The organism is Pollutimonas bauzanensis (genome assembly GCF_900129885.1).
Taxonomy (GTDB): Bacteria; Pseudomonadota; Gammaproteobacteria; order Burkholderiales; family Burkholderiaceae_B; genus Pollutimonas; species Pollutimonas bauzanensis.
The window spans coordinates 98,326-114,431 of the sequence record NZ_FQXE01000010.1 but is presented as its reverse complement, the minus strand read 5'-3'; the positions used below and the strand labels follow the sequence as shown (position 1 = coordinate 114,431).

13 protein-coding genes and 1 other RNA gene are annotated in these 16,106 nt (G+C 62.9%); 13 read left to right on the top strand and 1 reads right to left on the bottom strand.

Going from position 1 to position 16,106, the window contains the following annotated elements; genetic code table 11:
• The first annotated feature begins 13 nt into the window (after positions 1-13).
• The 7 genes from ffs to BUB23_RS17530 all read left to right on the top strand — a co-directional run bounded on the left by ffs (position 14) and on the right by BUB23_RS17530 (position 6,065).
• Positions 14-111: signal recognition particle sRNA small type (gene ffs, locus BUB23_RS17560), an RNA gene on the top strand.
• Between the two features lie 98 nt (positions 112-209).
• Positions 210-2,327 (top strand): DNA polymerase III subunit gamma/tau, encoded by a 2,118-nt coding sequence (locus BUB23_RS17555; protein ID WP_073105436.1) that lies wholly within the window; start codon positions 210-212, stop codon positions 2,325-2,327.
• Positions 2,328-2,368: 41 nt separating this feature from the next.
• Positions 2,369-2,695, top strand: coding sequence for a YbaB/EbfC family nucleoid-associated protein (locus BUB23_RS17550; protein ID WP_073105433.1), 327 nt, complete (start codon positions 2,369-2,371; stop codon positions 2,693-2,695).
• Entirely contained in the window at positions 2,695-3,303 is a 609-nt protein-coding gene (gene recR / locus BUB23_RS17545; protein WP_073105430.1) for a recombination mediator RecR, read from the top strand. Before BUB23_RS17550 ends, recR begins: the two co-directional genes overlap by 1 nt.
• A 123-nt stretch (positions 3,304-3,426) precedes the next feature.
• Positions 3,427-4,467 carry an ABC transporter substrate-binding protein gene (locus tag BUB23_RS17540; RefSeq protein WP_073105428.1) on the top strand — a complete coding sequence of 347 codons (1,041 nt, stop codon included), beginning with the start codon at positions 3,427-3,429 and terminating at the stop codon, positions 4,465-4,467.
• Positions 4,460-5,269, top strand: a complete 810-nt coding sequence (locus tag BUB23_RS17535) for an ABC transporter ATP-binding protein (RefSeq protein WP_073105425.1) — start codon at positions 4,460-4,462, stop codon at positions 5,267-5,269. Before BUB23_RS17540 ends, BUB23_RS17535 begins: the two co-directional genes overlap by 8 nt.
• Position 5,270: 1 nt before the next feature.
• Positions 5,271-6,065 carry an ABC transporter permease gene (locus tag BUB23_RS17530; RefSeq protein ID WP_073105422.1) on the top strand — a complete coding sequence of 265 codons (795 nt, stop codon included), beginning with the start codon at positions 5,271-5,273 and terminating at the stop codon, positions 6,063-6,065.
• A gap of 51 nt (positions 6,066-6,116) precedes the next feature.
• Here the strand turns inward: BUB23_RS17530 and tal are convergent, their stop codons facing one another.
• Positions 6,117-7,076, bottom strand: coding sequence for a transaldolase (gene tal / locus BUB23_RS17525; protein WP_073105419.1), 960 nt, complete (start codon positions 7,074-7,076; stop codon positions 6,117-6,119).
• A gap of 165 nt (positions 7,077-7,241) precedes the next feature.
• Here tal and carA point away from each other — a divergent pair, with 165 nt between their 5' ends.
• From carA to BUB23_RS17495, 6 genes are all read left to right on the top strand, one after another.
• Positions 7,242-8,396 (top strand): glutamine-hydrolyzing carbamoyl-phosphate synthase small subunit, encoded by a 1,155-nt coding sequence (gene carA / locus BUB23_RS17520; protein WP_073105415.1) that lies wholly within the window; start codon positions 7,242-7,244, stop codon positions 8,394-8,396.
• 9 nt (positions 8,397-8,405) lie between these two features.
• The gene (gene carB, locus BUB23_RS17515) at positions 8,406-11,648 is read left to right on the top strand and encodes a carbamoyl-phosphate synthase large subunit (protein ID WP_073105410.1); all 3,243 of its coding nucleotides are present in this window, start codon (positions 8,406-8,408) and stop codon (positions 11,646-11,648) included.
• Between the two features lie 13 nt (positions 11,649-11,661).
• The gene (locus tag BUB23_RS17510; RefSeq protein WP_073105407.1) at positions 11,662-12,423 is read left to right on the top strand and encodes an SDR family oxidoreductase; all 762 of its coding nucleotides are present in this window, start codon (positions 11,662-11,664) and stop codon (positions 12,421-12,423) included.
• Between the two features lie 322 nt (positions 12,424-12,745).
• Positions 12,746-13,447 (top strand): response regulator transcription factor, encoded by a 702-nt coding sequence (locus BUB23_RS17505; protein WP_178372335.1) that lies wholly within the window; start codon positions 12,746-12,748, stop codon positions 13,445-13,447.
• Between the two features lie 12 nt (positions 13,448-13,459).
• Entirely contained in the window at positions 13,460-14,875 is a 1,416-nt protein-coding gene (locus BUB23_RS17500) for a HAMP domain-containing sensor histidine kinase (protein WP_073105403.1), read from the top strand.
• A 399-nt stretch (positions 14,876-15,274) separates the two neighbouring features.
• Positions 15,275-16,027, top strand: a complete 753-nt coding sequence (locus tag BUB23_RS17495) for a transferrin-binding protein-like solute binding protein (protein WP_073105399.1) — start codon at positions 15,275-15,277, stop codon at positions 16,025-16,027.
• The last annotated feature ends 79 nt before the right edge of the window (positions 16,028-16,106 follow it).

Sequence of the window (16,106 nt, the reverse complement as noted above, 5' to 3'; positions counted from 1 at the left end):
TAAACTCTTACTTGGCGGGCCCCTTCGCATGGTTCGGCGGTGAAACTGGTCAGGTCGGGAACGAAGCAGCCATAGTCGCTCAGAATCAGTGCCGAAGTCAGGCTCGCCTTCTTGTTTTTCTGTTTATCCCCCCGAATACCCCAAGCTTGCGTCTAATCCGGTACACTTTTCGTTTATCGTCTGATAGCCTCCGGCTTTAAGCTTTTCGCATGACTTATCTGGTACTGGCGCGTAAATGGCGGCCACGTTCGTTTGACACCCTCATAGGCCAGGACCACGTGGTCCGGGCGCTGACGCACGCCCTGTCCACCCAGCGCCTGCATCATGCATGGCTGTTCACCGGCACGCGCGGCGTGGGCAAGACGACGCTGTCGCGCATCCTGGCCAAGTCGCTCAATTGCGAAATCGGCATTACCGCCACCCCTTGCGGCGTTTGCCGCGCCTGTACGGAAATCGATACGGGCCGTTTCGTCGATTATGTCGAGCTCGATGCCGCCTCGAACCGGGGCGTCGAAGAAATGACGCAGTTGCTCGAGCAGGCGGTGTACGCTCCGGGCAGCGGGCGCTTCAAGGTCTACATGATCGACGAAGTCCATATGCTGACCGGGCATGCCTTCAATGCCATGCTCAAGACGCTCGAAGAGCCGCCGCCGCATGTGAAGTTCATCCTGGCCACCACCGATCCGCAGAAAATACCCGTCACGGTCCTGTCGCGCTGCCTGCAGTTCAACCTGAAGCAGATGACGGCGGAAGCCATCGTGGCGCATTTGCAGGAGGTGCTGGGCCAGGAGGACATGCAGTTCGAAACGCCCGCGCTGCGCCTGCTGGCGCAGGCCGCATCGGGCTCCATGCGCGACGCGCTGTCCCTGACCGACCAGGCCATCGCCTACAGCGCCGGCAATCTCACGACCGATGCCGTGCAGGGCATGCTGGGAACGATAGACCATCGGCATCTGGTCGAACTGCTGCAGGCCCTGGCGGCGGGCGATGCGACGCAGGTATTGCGCGTGGCCGACGAACTGGCGTCGCGCGGCTTGTCCTATTCGGGGGCGCTGGCCGATCTGGCCGTATTGCTGTCGCGCGTCGCCATCCAGCAGCGCATTCCCGGCACGATACCGGCCGATGACCCGCAGGCCGGCGATATTGCGCAGCTTGCGGCCGTCCTGCATCCCGACCAGGTGCAATTGTTCTACTCGGTGGCGGTGCATAGCCGCCAGGAACTGTCGCTGGCGCCCGACGAATACGCGGGCTTTGTGATGGCCTGCCTGCGCATGCTGGCGCTGGTGCCGGCCGGGTCGCTGGCCCCCGCCGACCCGCCTCAGACACCGACACCGACACCGACACCGACCGATGCGGCGCCGCTTTCGGCGCCCGCCGCCCCTGCGCCGGCGCAGCCATCCCCTCAGCCGGTTGCCGATGCCTCTGCGACCACGGCGTCGTTGCGTGCAAGCAGCCCTTCGGCGGCCAAGGCCGTTGTCGCAGCGGTCGCAGCGCCCGTGGCGAATCCCGCCGGGCTTGATGATACCCCCGCCTGGGAAGAGGCGCCCGCGCCGTCGGCGCCGCGGGCCAGCCGGCCGGAGCCCAGCCAGGCTCAGCCCAGCCAGCCCAGCCAGCCCAGCCAGCCCAGCCAGCCCAGCCAGCCCAGCCAGCCCGAACCTCCGATCGCGGCGGCCCGGCAGCCCTCTAATCCGTCCGCCCGGCAGGCCGTCCGGGCGGACGAGCAGGATGCCGCCTTCGAAACCCTGCAGACCCGGGAATTCGAAAGCGCGCAGCCTCAGGAATTCGAACCCATGGACGAGGGCCGCTATGAGCCGGTCGACATGGGCGATCCCGGCTTCGATATGCCCGAAGACACGCTGCAGGGCGCCGTCGAACTGGCCGCGCCGGTGTTTGCGGCGGAACGCAAGAAAACCAGGTCGCCCCGCTTGCGCGGCATGAGCGGCCAGGCCTGGCCCGCCCTGGCGGCCACTTTGCCGGTCACCGGACTGGCCGCCGAACTGGCGCGCCAGAGCGAATGGCTGGGCGTGCAGGGCGAGCAGATCAATTTGCGCGTGGCGATCCGCACGCTGGCCGAAAGCCCCGGCAAGGCGCGGCTTTGCACCGTCCTGTCCGAGCACTTCGGCACGGTGGTCCAACTGAATGTGGAATATGGCGCCACGGGCGATGAAACCGCCCATGCGGTCGAGCAGGCTCAAAAAGCCGTGCGCCAGCAAGAGGCCGAGCAAGCCGTGGCGGCCGATCCCTTCGTTCAGACCCTCATTAGCGAATTCGGCGCCAAGGTGGTGCCGGGTTCCATACGCGCCGCGCCCCTGAGCCGGGCCGCCTAGGCGCCAGTCCCACTTACTCTCTTACTTCAGGAAAGCTAGCCATGATGAAAGGTCAGATTGCCGGTTTGATGCGCCAGGCGCAGCAAATGCAGGAAAACATGAAAAAGGCGCAGGACGCGCTTGCCGACATCGTCGTCGAGGGCGGTTCGGGCGGCGGCCTGGTGAAAGTCTCGATGACCTGCAGGCACGACGTCAAGCGCGTCACTATCGATCCCAGCCTGCTGGCCGACGACAAGGACATGCTGGAGGACCTGGTGGCCGCGGCCTTCAATGACGCCTTGCGCAAAGCCGAAGCCACGTCGCAGGAAAAAATGTCGGCCGTCACGGCCGGCATGCCTTTGCCTCCAGGAATGAAGCTGCCCTTCTGATGGACGAGCCGCTGCCCGAGCCGGAGCCGCTCAAGACGCTGATCGATGCCTTGCGCCGTTTGCCCGGCGTCGGTGTGCGTTCGGCCCGCCGCATGGCCTACCATCTGCTTCAGCACGACCTGGCCGGCGCCGAGCAGCTGAGCCGCGCCCTGTCCAATGCGGTGCAGGGCCTGCGCCACTGCTCGCGCTGCAATGGCTTTGCCGAGGACGATATCTGCGCCACCTGCGCCAATCCCAAGCGCGATCCCGCGGTGCTGTGCGTGGTCGAGACGCCCGCCGATCAGAACATGATCGAGTCCAGCCACGGCTACCGCGGCCTGTACTACGTGCTGATGGGGCGGCTGGCGCCGCTGGAAGGCGTGGGGCCCAATGAGCTGCAGTTCGACCGCCTGATAAGCCGCGCCACCGACGGCGTGGTGCAAGAGGTCATACTCGCCACCAATTTCACGGCCGAGGGCGAAACCACGGCGCATTATTTGTCGGAGCTGCTGCGCTCGCGGGGGCTGTCGGTGACCCGGCTGGCGCGCGGCGTGCCGGCGGGCAGCGAGCTGGAATACGTCGATGCGGGCACCATCGCCTGGGCGCTGATGGAAAGGCGCAGCACATAATCCGGCGCCGGATCGCCCTGCATCGCATGGAATAAACAATGTTTATCAATACAAATCCCGATGAGCAGCGGCTGCATTCTCGGGTAAGATGTGAAAAAATTCATACTTCCCAGGAGACCCCTAATGTCCATATCCCGTCGCGATTTACTTAAACTGGCTGGTGTCGCGGGCGCCGCAAGCGTCGCGCCCGGCATGGCCCAGGCCCAGCAACTCGAAAAGAAAGACGTCGTCGTCGCCGTGGGCGGCCAGGCCCTGATCTACTACCTGCCCTTGTCCATCGCCGATATCAAGGGCTACTTCAAGGAAGAAGGCCTGAATGTCCAGATCGCGGACTTCGCCGGCGGCTCCAAGGCTTTGCAGGCCGTGGTCGGCGGCAGCGCGGACGTGGTTTCGGGCGCCTTCGAGCACACCATCACCCTGCAGTCCAAGGGCCAGGCCTACCGCACTTTCGCCCAGCAGGGGCGCGCGCCCATGATAGTGCTGGTGGTGTCCAACAAGACCATGGCCGGCTACAAGACCCCGGCCGATCTCAAAGGCAAGAAAATCGGCGTCACCGCGCCGGGTTCCTCCACCAACATGATGGCCAGCTTTTTCCTGGCCCAGCATGGCCTCAAGCCCACCGATGTTTCCTTCATCGGGGTGGGCGCCGGCGCCGGCGCGATCACCGCCATGCGCACCGGGCAGATCGACGCCATGGCCAACCTGGATCCCGTGATCAGCACGCTGATCAAGGAAGACGCGGTCAAAGTCATTGCCGATACGCGCACCCTGAAAGACACGATGCAGATCTTCGGCGGCAACATGCCGTCGGGCTGCCTGTATACCTCGCAGGAATTCATCGACAAGAATCCCAACACCACCCAGGCCCTGGCCAACGCCATCGTGCGCGCCGACAAGTGGATACAGGCCGCCAGCCCGGACGACATCGCCAAAGTGGTGCCGCAATCGTACTTGCTGGGCGATCCGGACCTGTACAAGCTGGCGCTCAAGGGCAACAAGGAAGCCTTGTCGCCCGACGGCAGCGTCGCCCAGGACGGCCCGCAAACCGCGTTGAAGGCCCTGGCCGCCTTTGTGCCCAACTTCCCGACCGATAAGATCGACATCACGAAAATCTCGACCAACGATTTCGTGGTCAAGGCCAACAAGAAGTATCCGAATGCCTGACGCTGCACTATTGCTTGACAACATCACCTGCACCTTCGCTTCGCACGACGGCGACAAGCAGGGCTATACCGCGGTAAAGCAGGCCTCGATCGCCATCGCCCCGGGCGAGTTCGTTTCGGTGGTCGGGCCTACCGGCTGCGGCAAATCCACCTTGCTCAATGTGGGGGCCGGCTTGCTGGCCCCCTCGTCGGGCGAAATAAAAGTGTTTGGCAAAACGCTGCGGGGCGTGAATCACCGCGCCGGCTACATGTTCCAGGGCGAAGCGCTCATGCCCTGGCGCAGCGCCTTGTCCAATGTGATGGCGGGCCTCGAATTCGCCAATGTGCCCAGCGCCCAGGCCCGGGAGCAGGGGCGCGAATGGCTCAAGAGGGTGGGGCTGGGCGGGTTCGAGGACCGCTATCCGCACCAGATGTCCGGAGGGATGCGCAAGAGGGCCATGCTCGCCCAGACGCTGATCCGCGACCCCGATATCATCCTCATGGACGAGCCGTTCTCCGCGCTCGATGTCCAGACGCGGCAGTTGATGGAAAACGAGGTCCTGGACTTGTGGATGGCCAAGCGCAAGGCGGTGCTCTTCATCACCCACGATCTCGACGAAGCCATCGCCATGAGCGACAGGGTGGTCGTGCTGTCGGCTGGCCCGGCCACGCACCCCATAGGCGAATTCGATATCGACATCCCCCGCCCGCGCGATGTCGCCGAAGTGCGCAGCAACCCGCGCTTCATCGAGCTGCACAAGGCTATCTGGGATGTCTTGCGCGAAGAAGTGCTAAAGGGCTACGCCCAACAAAAACGGGCCTGAAATGTCCAATTCCAAGAAATCAAATTCCTACACTATGCGGTTCTGGCAAATCCTGCTGCTGGTGATCATCCTGGTGGCATGGCATTTTGCCGCGCGGGACAAGAACTTCGCTTTTTTCTTCGGGCAGCCCATCGAGATCGCCAAGGTCGTCTGGGTATGGTTCGTCGTCAATGCCGACATCTACCGGCATCTGGGCGTGACGCTTTCCGAAACGGTGCTGGCCTTTTTCATCGGGACCATCGCGGGCCTGGCAGCCGGGCTCTGGCTGGGACTGTCGCGCGGGGCCAGCGCTTTGCTCGATCCCTACATTACCGCCGCCAATTCCATGCCGCGCGTGATCCTGGCCCCGATTTTCGGCATGTGGTTCGGGCTGGGCATCTGGTCCAAGGTGGCGCTGGCGGTCACCCTGGTGTTTTTCATCGTGTTCTTCAACGTGTACCAGGGCGTGCGCGAAGTGAGCTCCACTTTGCTGGACAATGCCCGCATGCTGGGCGCCAACCGCAAGCAGCTCCTGCGCCATGTCTATATCCCGTCGGCGACCAGCTGGGTGTTTTCCAGCCTGCACACCTCGGTGGGGCTGGCCTTCGTGGGCGCCGTGGTGGGCGAATACCTGGGATCGGCCAGCGGCGTGGGTTATCTCATCCTGCAGGCCGAAGGCACGCTGGACGTCAACACCGTCTTTGCCGGCATCGTGGTGCTGACGGTCTGCGCCCTGATACTGGACGGCCTGGTCACCCTGTTCGAAGACCGGATGCTGTCCTGGAAGCCCAAGGCCGGGGAAACCGAAAAGCTGTAGGGCCGCCGGATCGCGCGCCGCGGCCCGCATGCGGGCCGGCGGCGCATTCCGCTACTTCTGGCGCGCCTGGGCGATCAGCGCGTCCAGCTTGACGGCGTCGGCGGCGAACACGCGTATGCCTTCGGCCAGCTTCTCCGTCGCCATGGCATCCTGGTTCATTTCCGTGCGGAAAGAAACTTCATTGCTGGCCTGCCATTCCGGAGCATGCTGTTTCGAGGCTTGCGGATCCAGCTGGCGTTCGAGCGGCCCGGTGTTGGCGGCCAGCTCGCCCAGCAATTCGGGGCTGATGGTCAGCAGGTCGCAGCCGGCCAGGGCCTGTATCTGGCCGATATTGCGAAAGCTGGCGCCCATGATCTCGGTGGGGATGTCATAGGCCTTGTAGTAGTCATAGATCCGCTTTACCGACTTGACGCCGGGGTCGGCGGCTCCGGCATTGGCGGCTTCGTCCCACTGGCCGCCCGCCGATTTCTTGTACCAGTCGTAAATGCGGCCCACGAAGGGCGAGATCAGCTGGGCTTTGGCCTGGGCGCAGGCCAGGGCCTGCGGCAAGGAAAACAGCAAGGTCATGTTGCAGCGTATGCCTTCCGCCTGCAGCACCTTGGCCGCCTGTATGCCTTCCCAGGTGGATGCCAGCTTGATCAGGATCCGTTCGCGCGCGATCCCGGCGCGCCGGTAGATTTCGATGATCTGCCGCGCTCGCTCGATGCTGGCCTGGGTATCGAAGGACAGGCGCGCGTCGACTTCGGTCGAGACCCGGCCGGGCACTATCTTCAATATTTCCTGCCCGAAGGCTATCAGCAACTGGTCGACCAGCTCGCTGCTGGAACCCTGACTGTGGTCGGCGACCACTTTCTCGAGCAAGTGCCGGTTTTCTTCTTTTTGCACGGCCTTGAGTATCAGCGACGGATTGGTGGTGGCGTCGGTGGGCCGATAAATGCGCATGGTTTCGAAATCGCCGGTGTCGGCGACCACCGTGGTGAACTGGCGCAGGGCTTCAAGTTGATTGGGCATAATATTCACACTGTTAAACAAGTACGGGAAAGCGTCTGTTAATGTAGACCATTTTGGGGCCGCGCACAGGGTGGAGGCCGGTACTTGCCGCCCGTTCTTTGGGCGGCGACTGTCTCAAGGTATAATCGGAAGGTTTAATTATTGACTTTACAACCGGGGTTTACAGTGCTGCCGTCACTCTTTCCTGAGGGGGCCAACAGGTTTCCTTCTGCAATTCTTGCCTTGGCAGACGGTACCATCTTCAAGGGTGTCTCTATCGGCGCCGATGGTTATTGCGTCGCCGAAATTGTCTTTAACACCGCCATGACCGGCTATCAGGAAATCCTGACCGATCCCAGCTACAACGGGCAGATCGTCACCCTGACGTATCCGCATATCGGCAATACGGGCGTCAATGCGGAAGACGTCGAGTCCAGCCGCGTTCACGCGGCCGGCCTGGTCGTGCGCGATTGCTCCCTGCGCGTGTCCAATTTCCGCGCTACCCAGTCCTTGCCCGACTACCTGAAGGCCCAGGGCGTCGTCGCCATTTCCGGCGTGGATACCCGCAAGCTTACCCGCATATTGCGCGAGGGCGGAGCCCAGGGCGCCTGCATATTGGTGGGCGACGACGCCGAACGCGCCGTCGAGCTTGCCAGGAACTTTCCCGGCATGTCGGGCCAGGACCTGGCCAAGGTGGTGTCCATCAAGGACGCCGAAAACTGGCGCGAAGGCACCTGGCAGCTCGGCCGGGGCTTCGCCCAGCCCGAAAACAGCGGCTACCACGTCGTTGCCTACGATTACGGCATCAAGACCAACATCCTGCGCCTGTTGGTCGACAGGGGTTGCCGCATCACCCTGGTTCCGGCCCAGACCCCGATCGAGGAAGTGCTGGCCCTGAAGCCCGATGGCATCTTCCTGTCCAACGGCCCCGGCGACCCCGAGCCTTGCGTGTATGCCATCGACGCCTTCAAGGCGGCGATCGACAAAAAAATACCGCTATTCGGCATTTGCCTGGGCCAGCAGATCATGGGCCTGGGCCTGGGCGCCAAGACCATCAAGATGAAAACCGGCCACCATGGCGCCAATCACCCGGTCCAGGACCTGGGCACGGGCAGGGTCTTCATCACCAGCCAGAACCATGGCTTCAATGTCGATATCGATACCCTGCCGGCCAATGTCCGCGTCACGCATGTGTCGCTGTTCGATGGCAGCCTGCAAGGGTTCGAGCTCACCGACAGCCCTGCGTTCTGCTTCCAGGGCCATCCCGAAGCCAGTCCCGGCCCACACGATATCGTGGTGCTATTCGATAAATTCATCAGCCTCATGGCCGGACAAAAATAATTCAGAATTATGCCAAAGCGTTTAGACTTAAAAAGCATTCTCATCATTGGGGCCGGCCCTATCATCATCGGTCAGGCCTGCGAATTCGACTACTCCGGCGCGCAGGCCTGCAAGGCGCTCAAAGCCGAGGGCTACCGCACCATCCTGGTCAACAGCAACCCGGCCACCATCATGACCGACCCGGAAACGGCCGATGTCACCTACATCGAGCCGATCACCTGGGAAGCCGTCGAAAAAATCATCGAGCGCGAAAAGCCCGATGCCCTGTTGCCCACCATGGGCGGGCAGACCGCGCTCAATTGCGCGCTCGACCTGGTGCACCAGGGCGTGCTGGAAAAGCACGGCGTCGAACTCATAGGCGCCAACGAGCACGCGATCGAGAAAGCCGAAGACCGCCAGAAGTTCAAGCAGGCCATGACCAAAATCGGCCTGGAATCGGCCAAATCGGGCGTGGCGCACAGCCTCGATGAAGCCTGGGAAGTGCAGCGCCGCATCGCCAAGGAAGCCAATGTATCCGGCTTCCCGGTGGTGATCCGCCCCAGCTTCACCATGGGCGGTTCGGGCGGCGGCATCGCCTACAACAGCGAAGAATTCGAAAGCATTTGCCGGCGAGGCCTGGAAGCGTCGCCGACCAGCGAATTGCTGATCGAAGAGTCCCTGCTGGGCTGGAAAGAATACGAGATGGAAGTCGTGCGCGACAGCGCCGACAACTGCATCATCATCTGCTCCATCGAAAACCTCGATCCCATGGGCGTGCATACGGGCGATTCGATCACCGTGGCGCCGGCGCAGACCTTGACCGACAAGGAATACCAGATCATGCGCAATGCGTCGATCGCGGTATTGCGCGAGATCGGCGTCGACACGGGCGGCTCCAATGTGCAGTTCGCCGTCAATCCCGACAACGGCCGCATGATCGTGATCGAAATGAATCCGCGCGTGTCGCGCTCCTCGGCCCTGGCCTCCAAGGCGACGGGCTTTCCCATCGCCAAGGTCGCGGCGCGCCTGGCGGTCGGCTATACACTGGACGAGCTGCGCAACGAAATCACCGGCGGCGCCACGCCGGCCTCGTTCGAGCCGTCCATCGATTACGTCGTCACCAAGGTGCCGCGTTTCGCCTTCGAAAAATTCCCGGCCGCCGATTCGCGCCTGACCACGCAGATGAAATCCGTGGGCGAAGTCATGGCCATAGGCCGCACTTTCCAGGAATCCTTCCAGAAGGCCTTGCGCGGCCTGGAAGTCGGGGCCGACGGCCTGAACCAGAAAACCACGGATCGCGAAAAGCTCCAGATCGAACTGGGCGAGCCCGGTCCGGAACGCATCTGGTATGTGGGCGACGCCTTCGCCCAGGGCTTTTCTCTTGAAGAAGTGCAAAGCCTGACCCGCATCGACCCCTGGTTCCTCGCCCAGATCAAGGAAATCGTCGACATCGAGCTCGCGCTCGAACAAAAGACCCTGGCCGATCTCGACTACGACACCGTGCGGGAGCTCAAGCGCCGCGGCTTTTCCGATCGCCGCCTGGCTTTTCTGCTGGACACCTCCGAAACCGAAGTGCGCAAGCTGCGCCACCAGCTTGGCGTGCGCCCCGTCTACAAGCGCGTGGACACCTGCGCGGCCGAGTTCGCCACGCGCACCGCCTACATGTACTCCACCTACGAGGACGAGTGCGAGGCGGCGCCGACCGACCGCAAGAAGATCATCGTTCTCGGCGGCGGCCCCAACCGTATCGGCCAGGGCATAGAATTCGATTACTGCTGCGTGCACGCGTCGCTGGCCTTGCGCGAGGACGGCTATGAAACCATCATGGTCAACTGCAATCCGGAAACGGTCTCCACCGATTACGATACCTCGGATCGCCTGTACTTCGAGCCCGTGACGCTCGAGGACGTGCTGGAAATCGTGCACAAGGAAAAGCCGGTAGGCATGATCGTGCAGTACGGCGGCCAGACTCCGCTCAAGCTCGCGCGCGCGCTCGAAGCCAATGGCGTGCCCATCATCGGCACCAGCCCCGAATCCATCGACATGGCCGAAGACCGCGAGCGTTTCCAGAAGCTGCTGACCAAGCTCGGCTTGCGCCAGCCGCCCAACCGCACTGCCCGCACCGAAGGCGAGGCACTGGCCCACGCCGCCGAAATCGGCTATCCCCTGGTCGTGCGCCCAAGCTATGTGCTGGGCGGCCGGGCCATGGAGATCGTGCATGAGCAGCAAGACCTCGAACGCTATATGCGCGAAGCCGTCAAGGTCAGCAACGATTCCCCCGTGCTGCTGGACCACTTCCTGAATAACGCCACGGAAGTCGATGTCGATTGCATCGCCGACGGCGAGACGGTGTTCATCGGCGGCGTGATGGAGCACATCGAGCAGGCGGGCGTGCACTCGGGCGATTCGGCCTGCAGCCTGCCGCCGTATTCGCTGTCGGCCGAAGTCATCGCCGAAATCAAGCGCCAGACTTCGCTCATGGCCCGCGCCCTGAACGTGAAGGGTCTGATGAACGTGCAGTTCGCCATCCAGGATGGCGACGTGTACGTGCTGGAAGTCAACCCGCGCGCCTCGCGCACGGTGCCTTACGTGTCCAAGGCCACCGGCCTGCAGCTGGCCAAGATCGCCGCAAGGGCGATGGCGGGCAAGACGCTGGCCGAGCAAGGCATACGCAAGGAAATCGTGCCTGCGTATTTTTCGGTAAAGGAAGCCGTCTTCCCCTTTGTGAAGTTCCCGGGGGTCGACACCATACTCGGCCCTGAAATGAAGTCCACCGGCGAAGTCATGGGCGTGGGCGAAAGCTTCGGCGAAGCCTTCGTCAAGTCGCAACTGGCCGCCAGCGTGTCGCTGCCCGAATCGGGCACGGCGTTCATCAGCGTCCGCGAACAGGACAAGCCGCGCGCCGTCGAAGTGGCGCGGGGCCTGATCACTCTGGGCTTCAAGATCGTCGCCACGCGCGGCACCGCCGCCGCCATCGAGGCGGCCGGGCTGGAAGTGCAGGTCGTCAACAAAGTGACCGAGGGCCGCCCGCATATCGTCGACATGATCAAGAACGGCGAAATCGCGCTGGTCATCAATACGGTCGAAGAGCGGCGCAATGCGATTGCCGATTCGCGCACGATACGCATCAACTCGCTGGCGGCGCGGGTTACCTTCTTCACCACTATCGCCGGCGCGTGCGCGGCGGTGGAAGGCCTTCAGTACCTGCGCCAGGGGGGCGGCCTCAAAGTCTATTCCCTGCAGGACCTGCACGCCGGCCTGCCCAGGCAATGACGCGCCGCCGCCCATGACGCGCGTCTTCATTACGGGAGCGAGCGGCGGCATAGGCGCCGCGCTCGCCGTGCTTTATGCGCAGCGGGGGGCTCAATTGGGGCTGGTGGGGCGCCGCCATGATGCCTTGCTGGCCTTGAAGAACAGCCTGCCCGGCGATGGGCACAGGGTCTATGCGCTGGATGTGCGCGATCGCGGCGCGCTGCACGCGGCAGCCAGGGATTTCCTGGCGCAGGGCCGCGTGGATGTGGTGATTGCCAGCGCCGGCATCAGCGCGGGCACGCTGACCGAGGAGCCCGATGATTATGCCGTATTCGAGGCGATCATCGCCACCAACCTGAATGCGACGGCAGCGACTTTCGAGCCTTTCATTGCGTCCATGAAGCAGCAAGGCGCGGGGCGATTGGTGGGCATAGCCAGCGTCGCCGCGCTGCGTGGCCTGCCGGGAGCCGGGGCGTACAGCGCTTCGAAGGCGGCGGTCAGGATGTATTGCGAGAGCCTGCGGGTGGAGCTGGGCCTGACGGGCGTCAAGGTGGTGACCCTGGCGCCGGGTTTCATCCAAACGCCGATGACGGCGCGGAATCCATACAAAATGCCTTTCCTGATGCCGGCGGAACGCTTCGCCGCGCTTGCCGCGCGGGCGATCGACAGGGGCGTGTCGTACAAGGTGATTCCGTGGCAGATGGCCTGCGTGGCCAAGCTGCTGCAGGTCGTTCCCGACTGGCTCTACGATCATTTCGCCGCGCGCCGCAAACGCAAGCCGCGCATGGGGGCGTAGGTTTTGTCGGATCGTTTTTGAGATATGTGTTTGCCGGGATGTGCATGCCGATCCGGGCTGATCGCGCCGAGGACATTGGTAAACAGTTGTTGCAAATCAATCTGAATATCATTATCGTATCAAGAGCGTGTGTGGCTTTCTGATTCCACTCCTGTCGCCTTCGTACAGGGGCGCCTCCGGCCGCCTAGCCCTCAATTCGCGATGCTTCCAAGGTAAGACCGCCTGCGTACGTATTGCCTTGCGCTGCAACCGTTGAGTGCGCCTGTCACTGCGGCGGTGCAGAAGGTATGCAATGTGCCACGCGTTTTTTAGGAAAGCGGCGATGATGGCGTGCCAGAACCAGCGGATTTTGGTCATCGAAGATGATCTTACTCTCGCCTTTGCGTTGCAGAATCATCTCAACGATATCGGCTTCGATGTCACCCTGAATTGCGACTGCGCAAGCACCCTGCCGCTGCTGTCGGACGGGCGGTACGACTTGATGCTGATGGATATTCTGCTGCCGGGCGGCAACGGTCTCGAAGTGCTTTCCCGTGTGCGCGCCACCCATAAAGTGCCAGTCATTCTTATGTCTGCGCTCGGGTCGGAGCACGACCGCATCGCTGGCTTCGTGCAAGGCGCGGATGATTACCTGCCCAAGCCTTTCAGCATGGCGGAACTCGAAGTCCGCATTGCCGCGCTGCTGCGGCGCGTGGCCTACGAGCGCGTCGAGGCGCGGACGCCGTTCCGGGGCGGCGCGCAGCTGCATTGCGACGAGCGCCGGCAGGATGTCCGGGTCGGTGAACGCTGGGCCGGTCTGACTCCGACGGAATATCGTCTGCTGATGCTGCTGCTGCGTCACGACGAGGTGCTGAGCAAAGCCTTTCTCTACCAGCAGGTGCTGCATCGGCCGTTCATGCGCCACGATCGCGTGCTCGACATGCACGTCAGCCACGTTCGGCGCAAGCTGCTCAAGATTGGCTACACCGAAGGCAGCATCGAGACGGCGTGGGGCACGGGCTATATACTGAAAACCGCAGGTTGAATAGATGACGGCATGAAAATCCCCAACCGGCATTCCTTGTTCTGGAAACTGGTCGCGTCCTTGGCCGTGTTCTGCTTTCTGCTGATTGGTCTCTACGCCCAGCAGCGCGAGTCGCTGATTCAAATTACCTCATTCATTTCCGACGCCGACAAGGATATCCTGCGGAATTATGCCCGCCAGGCGGAGCTGGCCTGGAAAGAGCAGGGGAACGGCGGCTTGGCCGCCTATCTGGCAATGGTGCGTCAGAAAGAACAGGTCTGGGTCGAGGTGGTGGATGAACACGGGCGCACGATGGACGGTCTTCCTTTGCGGGGCCGCGAGCGCAAGCGCCTCAATTTCATGCGCGAACTGGATTGGAGCGTGGGCCGCCCCCAGCGCAACGACAATACCACCGTCTTCCTGCCATTCGCCGACGGGCTGCACCGCCTGGTCATGGAACTGCCCTGGCACATGAACCCGCGCCGCAATCTGGCCGCGCTGACCAATCTGCTGCACATAATGCCGGTGGCGCTCTCGCTGCTGCTCGGGCTGATGCTCTACCGCATCTTCATGACGCCGCTATCCCGTCTCGGCAGGAAGGCCAGTCTGCTCGGGGCCGGCGACCTCTCCGCCCGCATCGGCGCGCCGATGGTCAATCGCACGGACGAACTGGGCCGGCTGGCGGCAACCTTCGACCACATGGCGGATCGTCTCGAAAATACCATCGAGCTCCAGCGTACGCTGCTGCATAACCTGTCGCATGAACTGCGCACGCCGCTTAGCCGCCTGCGCGTGCTCAACGACAAAACTCCGGACGCGGACATGTTGCGCCAACGCCTGGGCTACGAGGTGGAGGGCATGGAGCGGCTGATCAGCAACACGCTGCAGCTGATCTGGCTCGAGACCGACACGCCTGACTTGCCATTGGAGCCGGTGGACGTGGCCATGCTGTGGGACATCATCCGCAGCGATGCATGCTTCGAAAGCGGCTGGGACTCAGGACGCATCCGCTGCGCAGTGGCACCCGGCGACTGCCTGGCAAGGGCGAATCTCTCCGGCTTGGGACAGGTGCTGGAAAATATCCTGCGCAATGCCATCCGCCACTCGCCGCCCGACGGCATCGTCACCTTGTCAGCCCGGCGCGAAAACGGCAATTGGCGCATCGAACTGCGGGATCGGGGCCCGGGTGTGCCGCAGGATAAGCTGGAGTTCATTTTCCTGGCCTTTGCGCGCCTGGACCAGCCGCGTGTCGGCGGCAATGGTTTCGGCCTGGGCCTTTCCATTGCGCGCCGCATGATGGCGCTGCAGGGCGGAGCGCTATGGGCCGAAAACGCCTGCCCGGGGCTGCGCGTCTGCTTGTCGCTGCCGGCCTGGCGCCCGGCCGGCGTAGGGCGCGATGCGCCGGCCGACCCTGACGCAGGCAGCGCGCTGGCCGCCACCACCTCCTGACGCTTCGCATCGCCAGACATATCCGTTGCGCAAAGCTGTGCGGCGCAGCCTGTTTCACAGGCCCGCGCGCTAACCCGCGCCCGCGGCTTGCGCAGTACGCAAAGGGCTGAAAGGGCCAAAAGTATATTCTGTAAATTCAGTTCGTCCAGTGAAAGATAATCATTATCATTCGTAGCGTTGAGCGGTGGGAAGTTGCAGAGCCCATCCGGAGGCCCGCTTCGGGAAAGGGAATGGCATGTGCATCAGCTTGAAGAAATGGGCAGGTTCATGCGCAAGCGTTTTCGTCCAAAACGCGGCGCCGCCGTCCTGTTGCCATACGTGCAACGGAAAGGGCCGCCAAGACCTTGGCGGCATCCATTTTTCAATAGCTTGTTTCAGCCATTTTTGAAAGGAATTGAAATGAAGAAAAATGTGATTTTGATTGCGGTGCTGCTGGCTTGCAGCGGGGTTGCGCACGCGGAAATAGAATCCGCTGTCTCGGGGTACGGGGTGACGCTGACTGGCGGCCTGGGCGGCGAGCAAGGCGTCGGTTTCATCCAGCCCATCGACTCCGACAGCCTCAACTCGGTGACCATCGACGTTGGCGGCAATGACGTCACTTTCGACGTCACGCTGCCCAGCCTCAAGGGTGATGCATACACGCTGGAGGGGCCTAGTCATGAATTTGAATACAGCGCCAACGTCGCGCAGAAGAAGTTCTTGTATTCGAGCAGGGACCTTCAATACGCGAAGTTCGGCAGCTGGATCAGCCGCATCACCAATCCCGACAAGATCGACGCCTTCTTCGCGCAGGGCAATGCCACGCTCGCGGCCGACGTGCCGTCCACGGGGACGGCAAGCTATTCCGGAGCGGCGGTATTCGGCGCCGCGGATGGCGCGGGCGGCTACGCCGGCCGGGTCGTCACGCCCGCATCGTTCGATGTCAATTTCGGCGCGCATCAGCTCATCGGCACCATAGGCGCGGACGGCGGCATCCTGAGCAATGATCTGGTCTTCAATGCCGCCATCAATGGCAATGCCTTCGAAGCGGGCTCGGCAGCCGGCGACGGCTTCCATACCCAGGGCAAGTTCTACGGCCCGAATGCCGACGAACTGGCCGGTGTGTTCCGGGACGCCACCTATGCCGGCGCCTATGGCGCGGCAAAGGACTGACGCCTGCGCTTTGAGCGCATGACCGTCCCCGGCTGACCGGGGACGCTTCGGCCTCGGCTTGCGGGCCGCGCCCAGGCCA

Coding starts and splice junctions, on each gene's coding strand:
- BUB23_RS17505 (WP_178372335.1), top strand. CDS start 12,746: ATGATGGCGTGCCAGAACCAGCGGATTTTGGTCATCGAAGATGATCTT.
- BUB23_RS17555 (WP_073105436.1), top strand. CDS start 210: ATGACTTATCTGGTACTGGCGCGTAAATGGCGGCCACGTTCGTTTGAC.
- tal (WP_073105419.1), bottom strand. CDS start 7,076: ATGCCCAATCAACTTGAAGCCCTGCGCCAGTTCACCACGGTGGTCGCC.
- BUB23_RS17510 (WP_073105407.1), top strand. CDS start 11,662: ATGACGCGCGTCTTCATTACGGGAGCGAGCGGCGGCATAGGCGCCGCG.
- BUB23_RS17540 (WP_073105428.1), top strand. CDS start 3,427: ATGTCCATATCCCGTCGCGATTTACTTAAACTGGCTGGTGTCGCGGGC.
- BUB23_RS17530 (WP_073105422.1), top strand. CDS start 5,271: ATGTCCAATTCCAAGAAATCAAATTCCTACACTATGCGGTTCTGGCAA.
- BUB23_RS17550 (WP_073105433.1), top strand. CDS start 2,369: ATGATGAAAGGTCAGATTGCCGGTTTGATGCGCCAGGCGCAGCAAATG.
- BUB23_RS17495 (WP_073105399.1), top strand. CDS start 15,275: ATGAAGAAAAATGTGATTTTGATTGCGGTGCTGCTGGCTTGCAGCGGG.
- BUB23_RS17500 (WP_073105403.1), top strand. CDS start 13,460: ATGAAAATCCCCAACCGGCATTCCTTGTTCTGGAAACTGGTCGCGTCC.
- carB (WP_073105410.1), top strand. CDS start 8,406: ATGCCAAAGCGTTTAGACTTAAAAAGCATTCTCATCATTGGGGCCGGC.
- BUB23_RS17535 (WP_073105425.1), top strand. CDS start 4,460: ATGCCTGACGCTGCACTATTGCTTGACAACATCACCTGCACCTTCGCT.
- recR (WP_073105430.1), top strand. CDS start 2,695: ATGGACGAGCCGCTGCCCGAGCCGGAGCCGCTCAAGACGCTGATCGAT.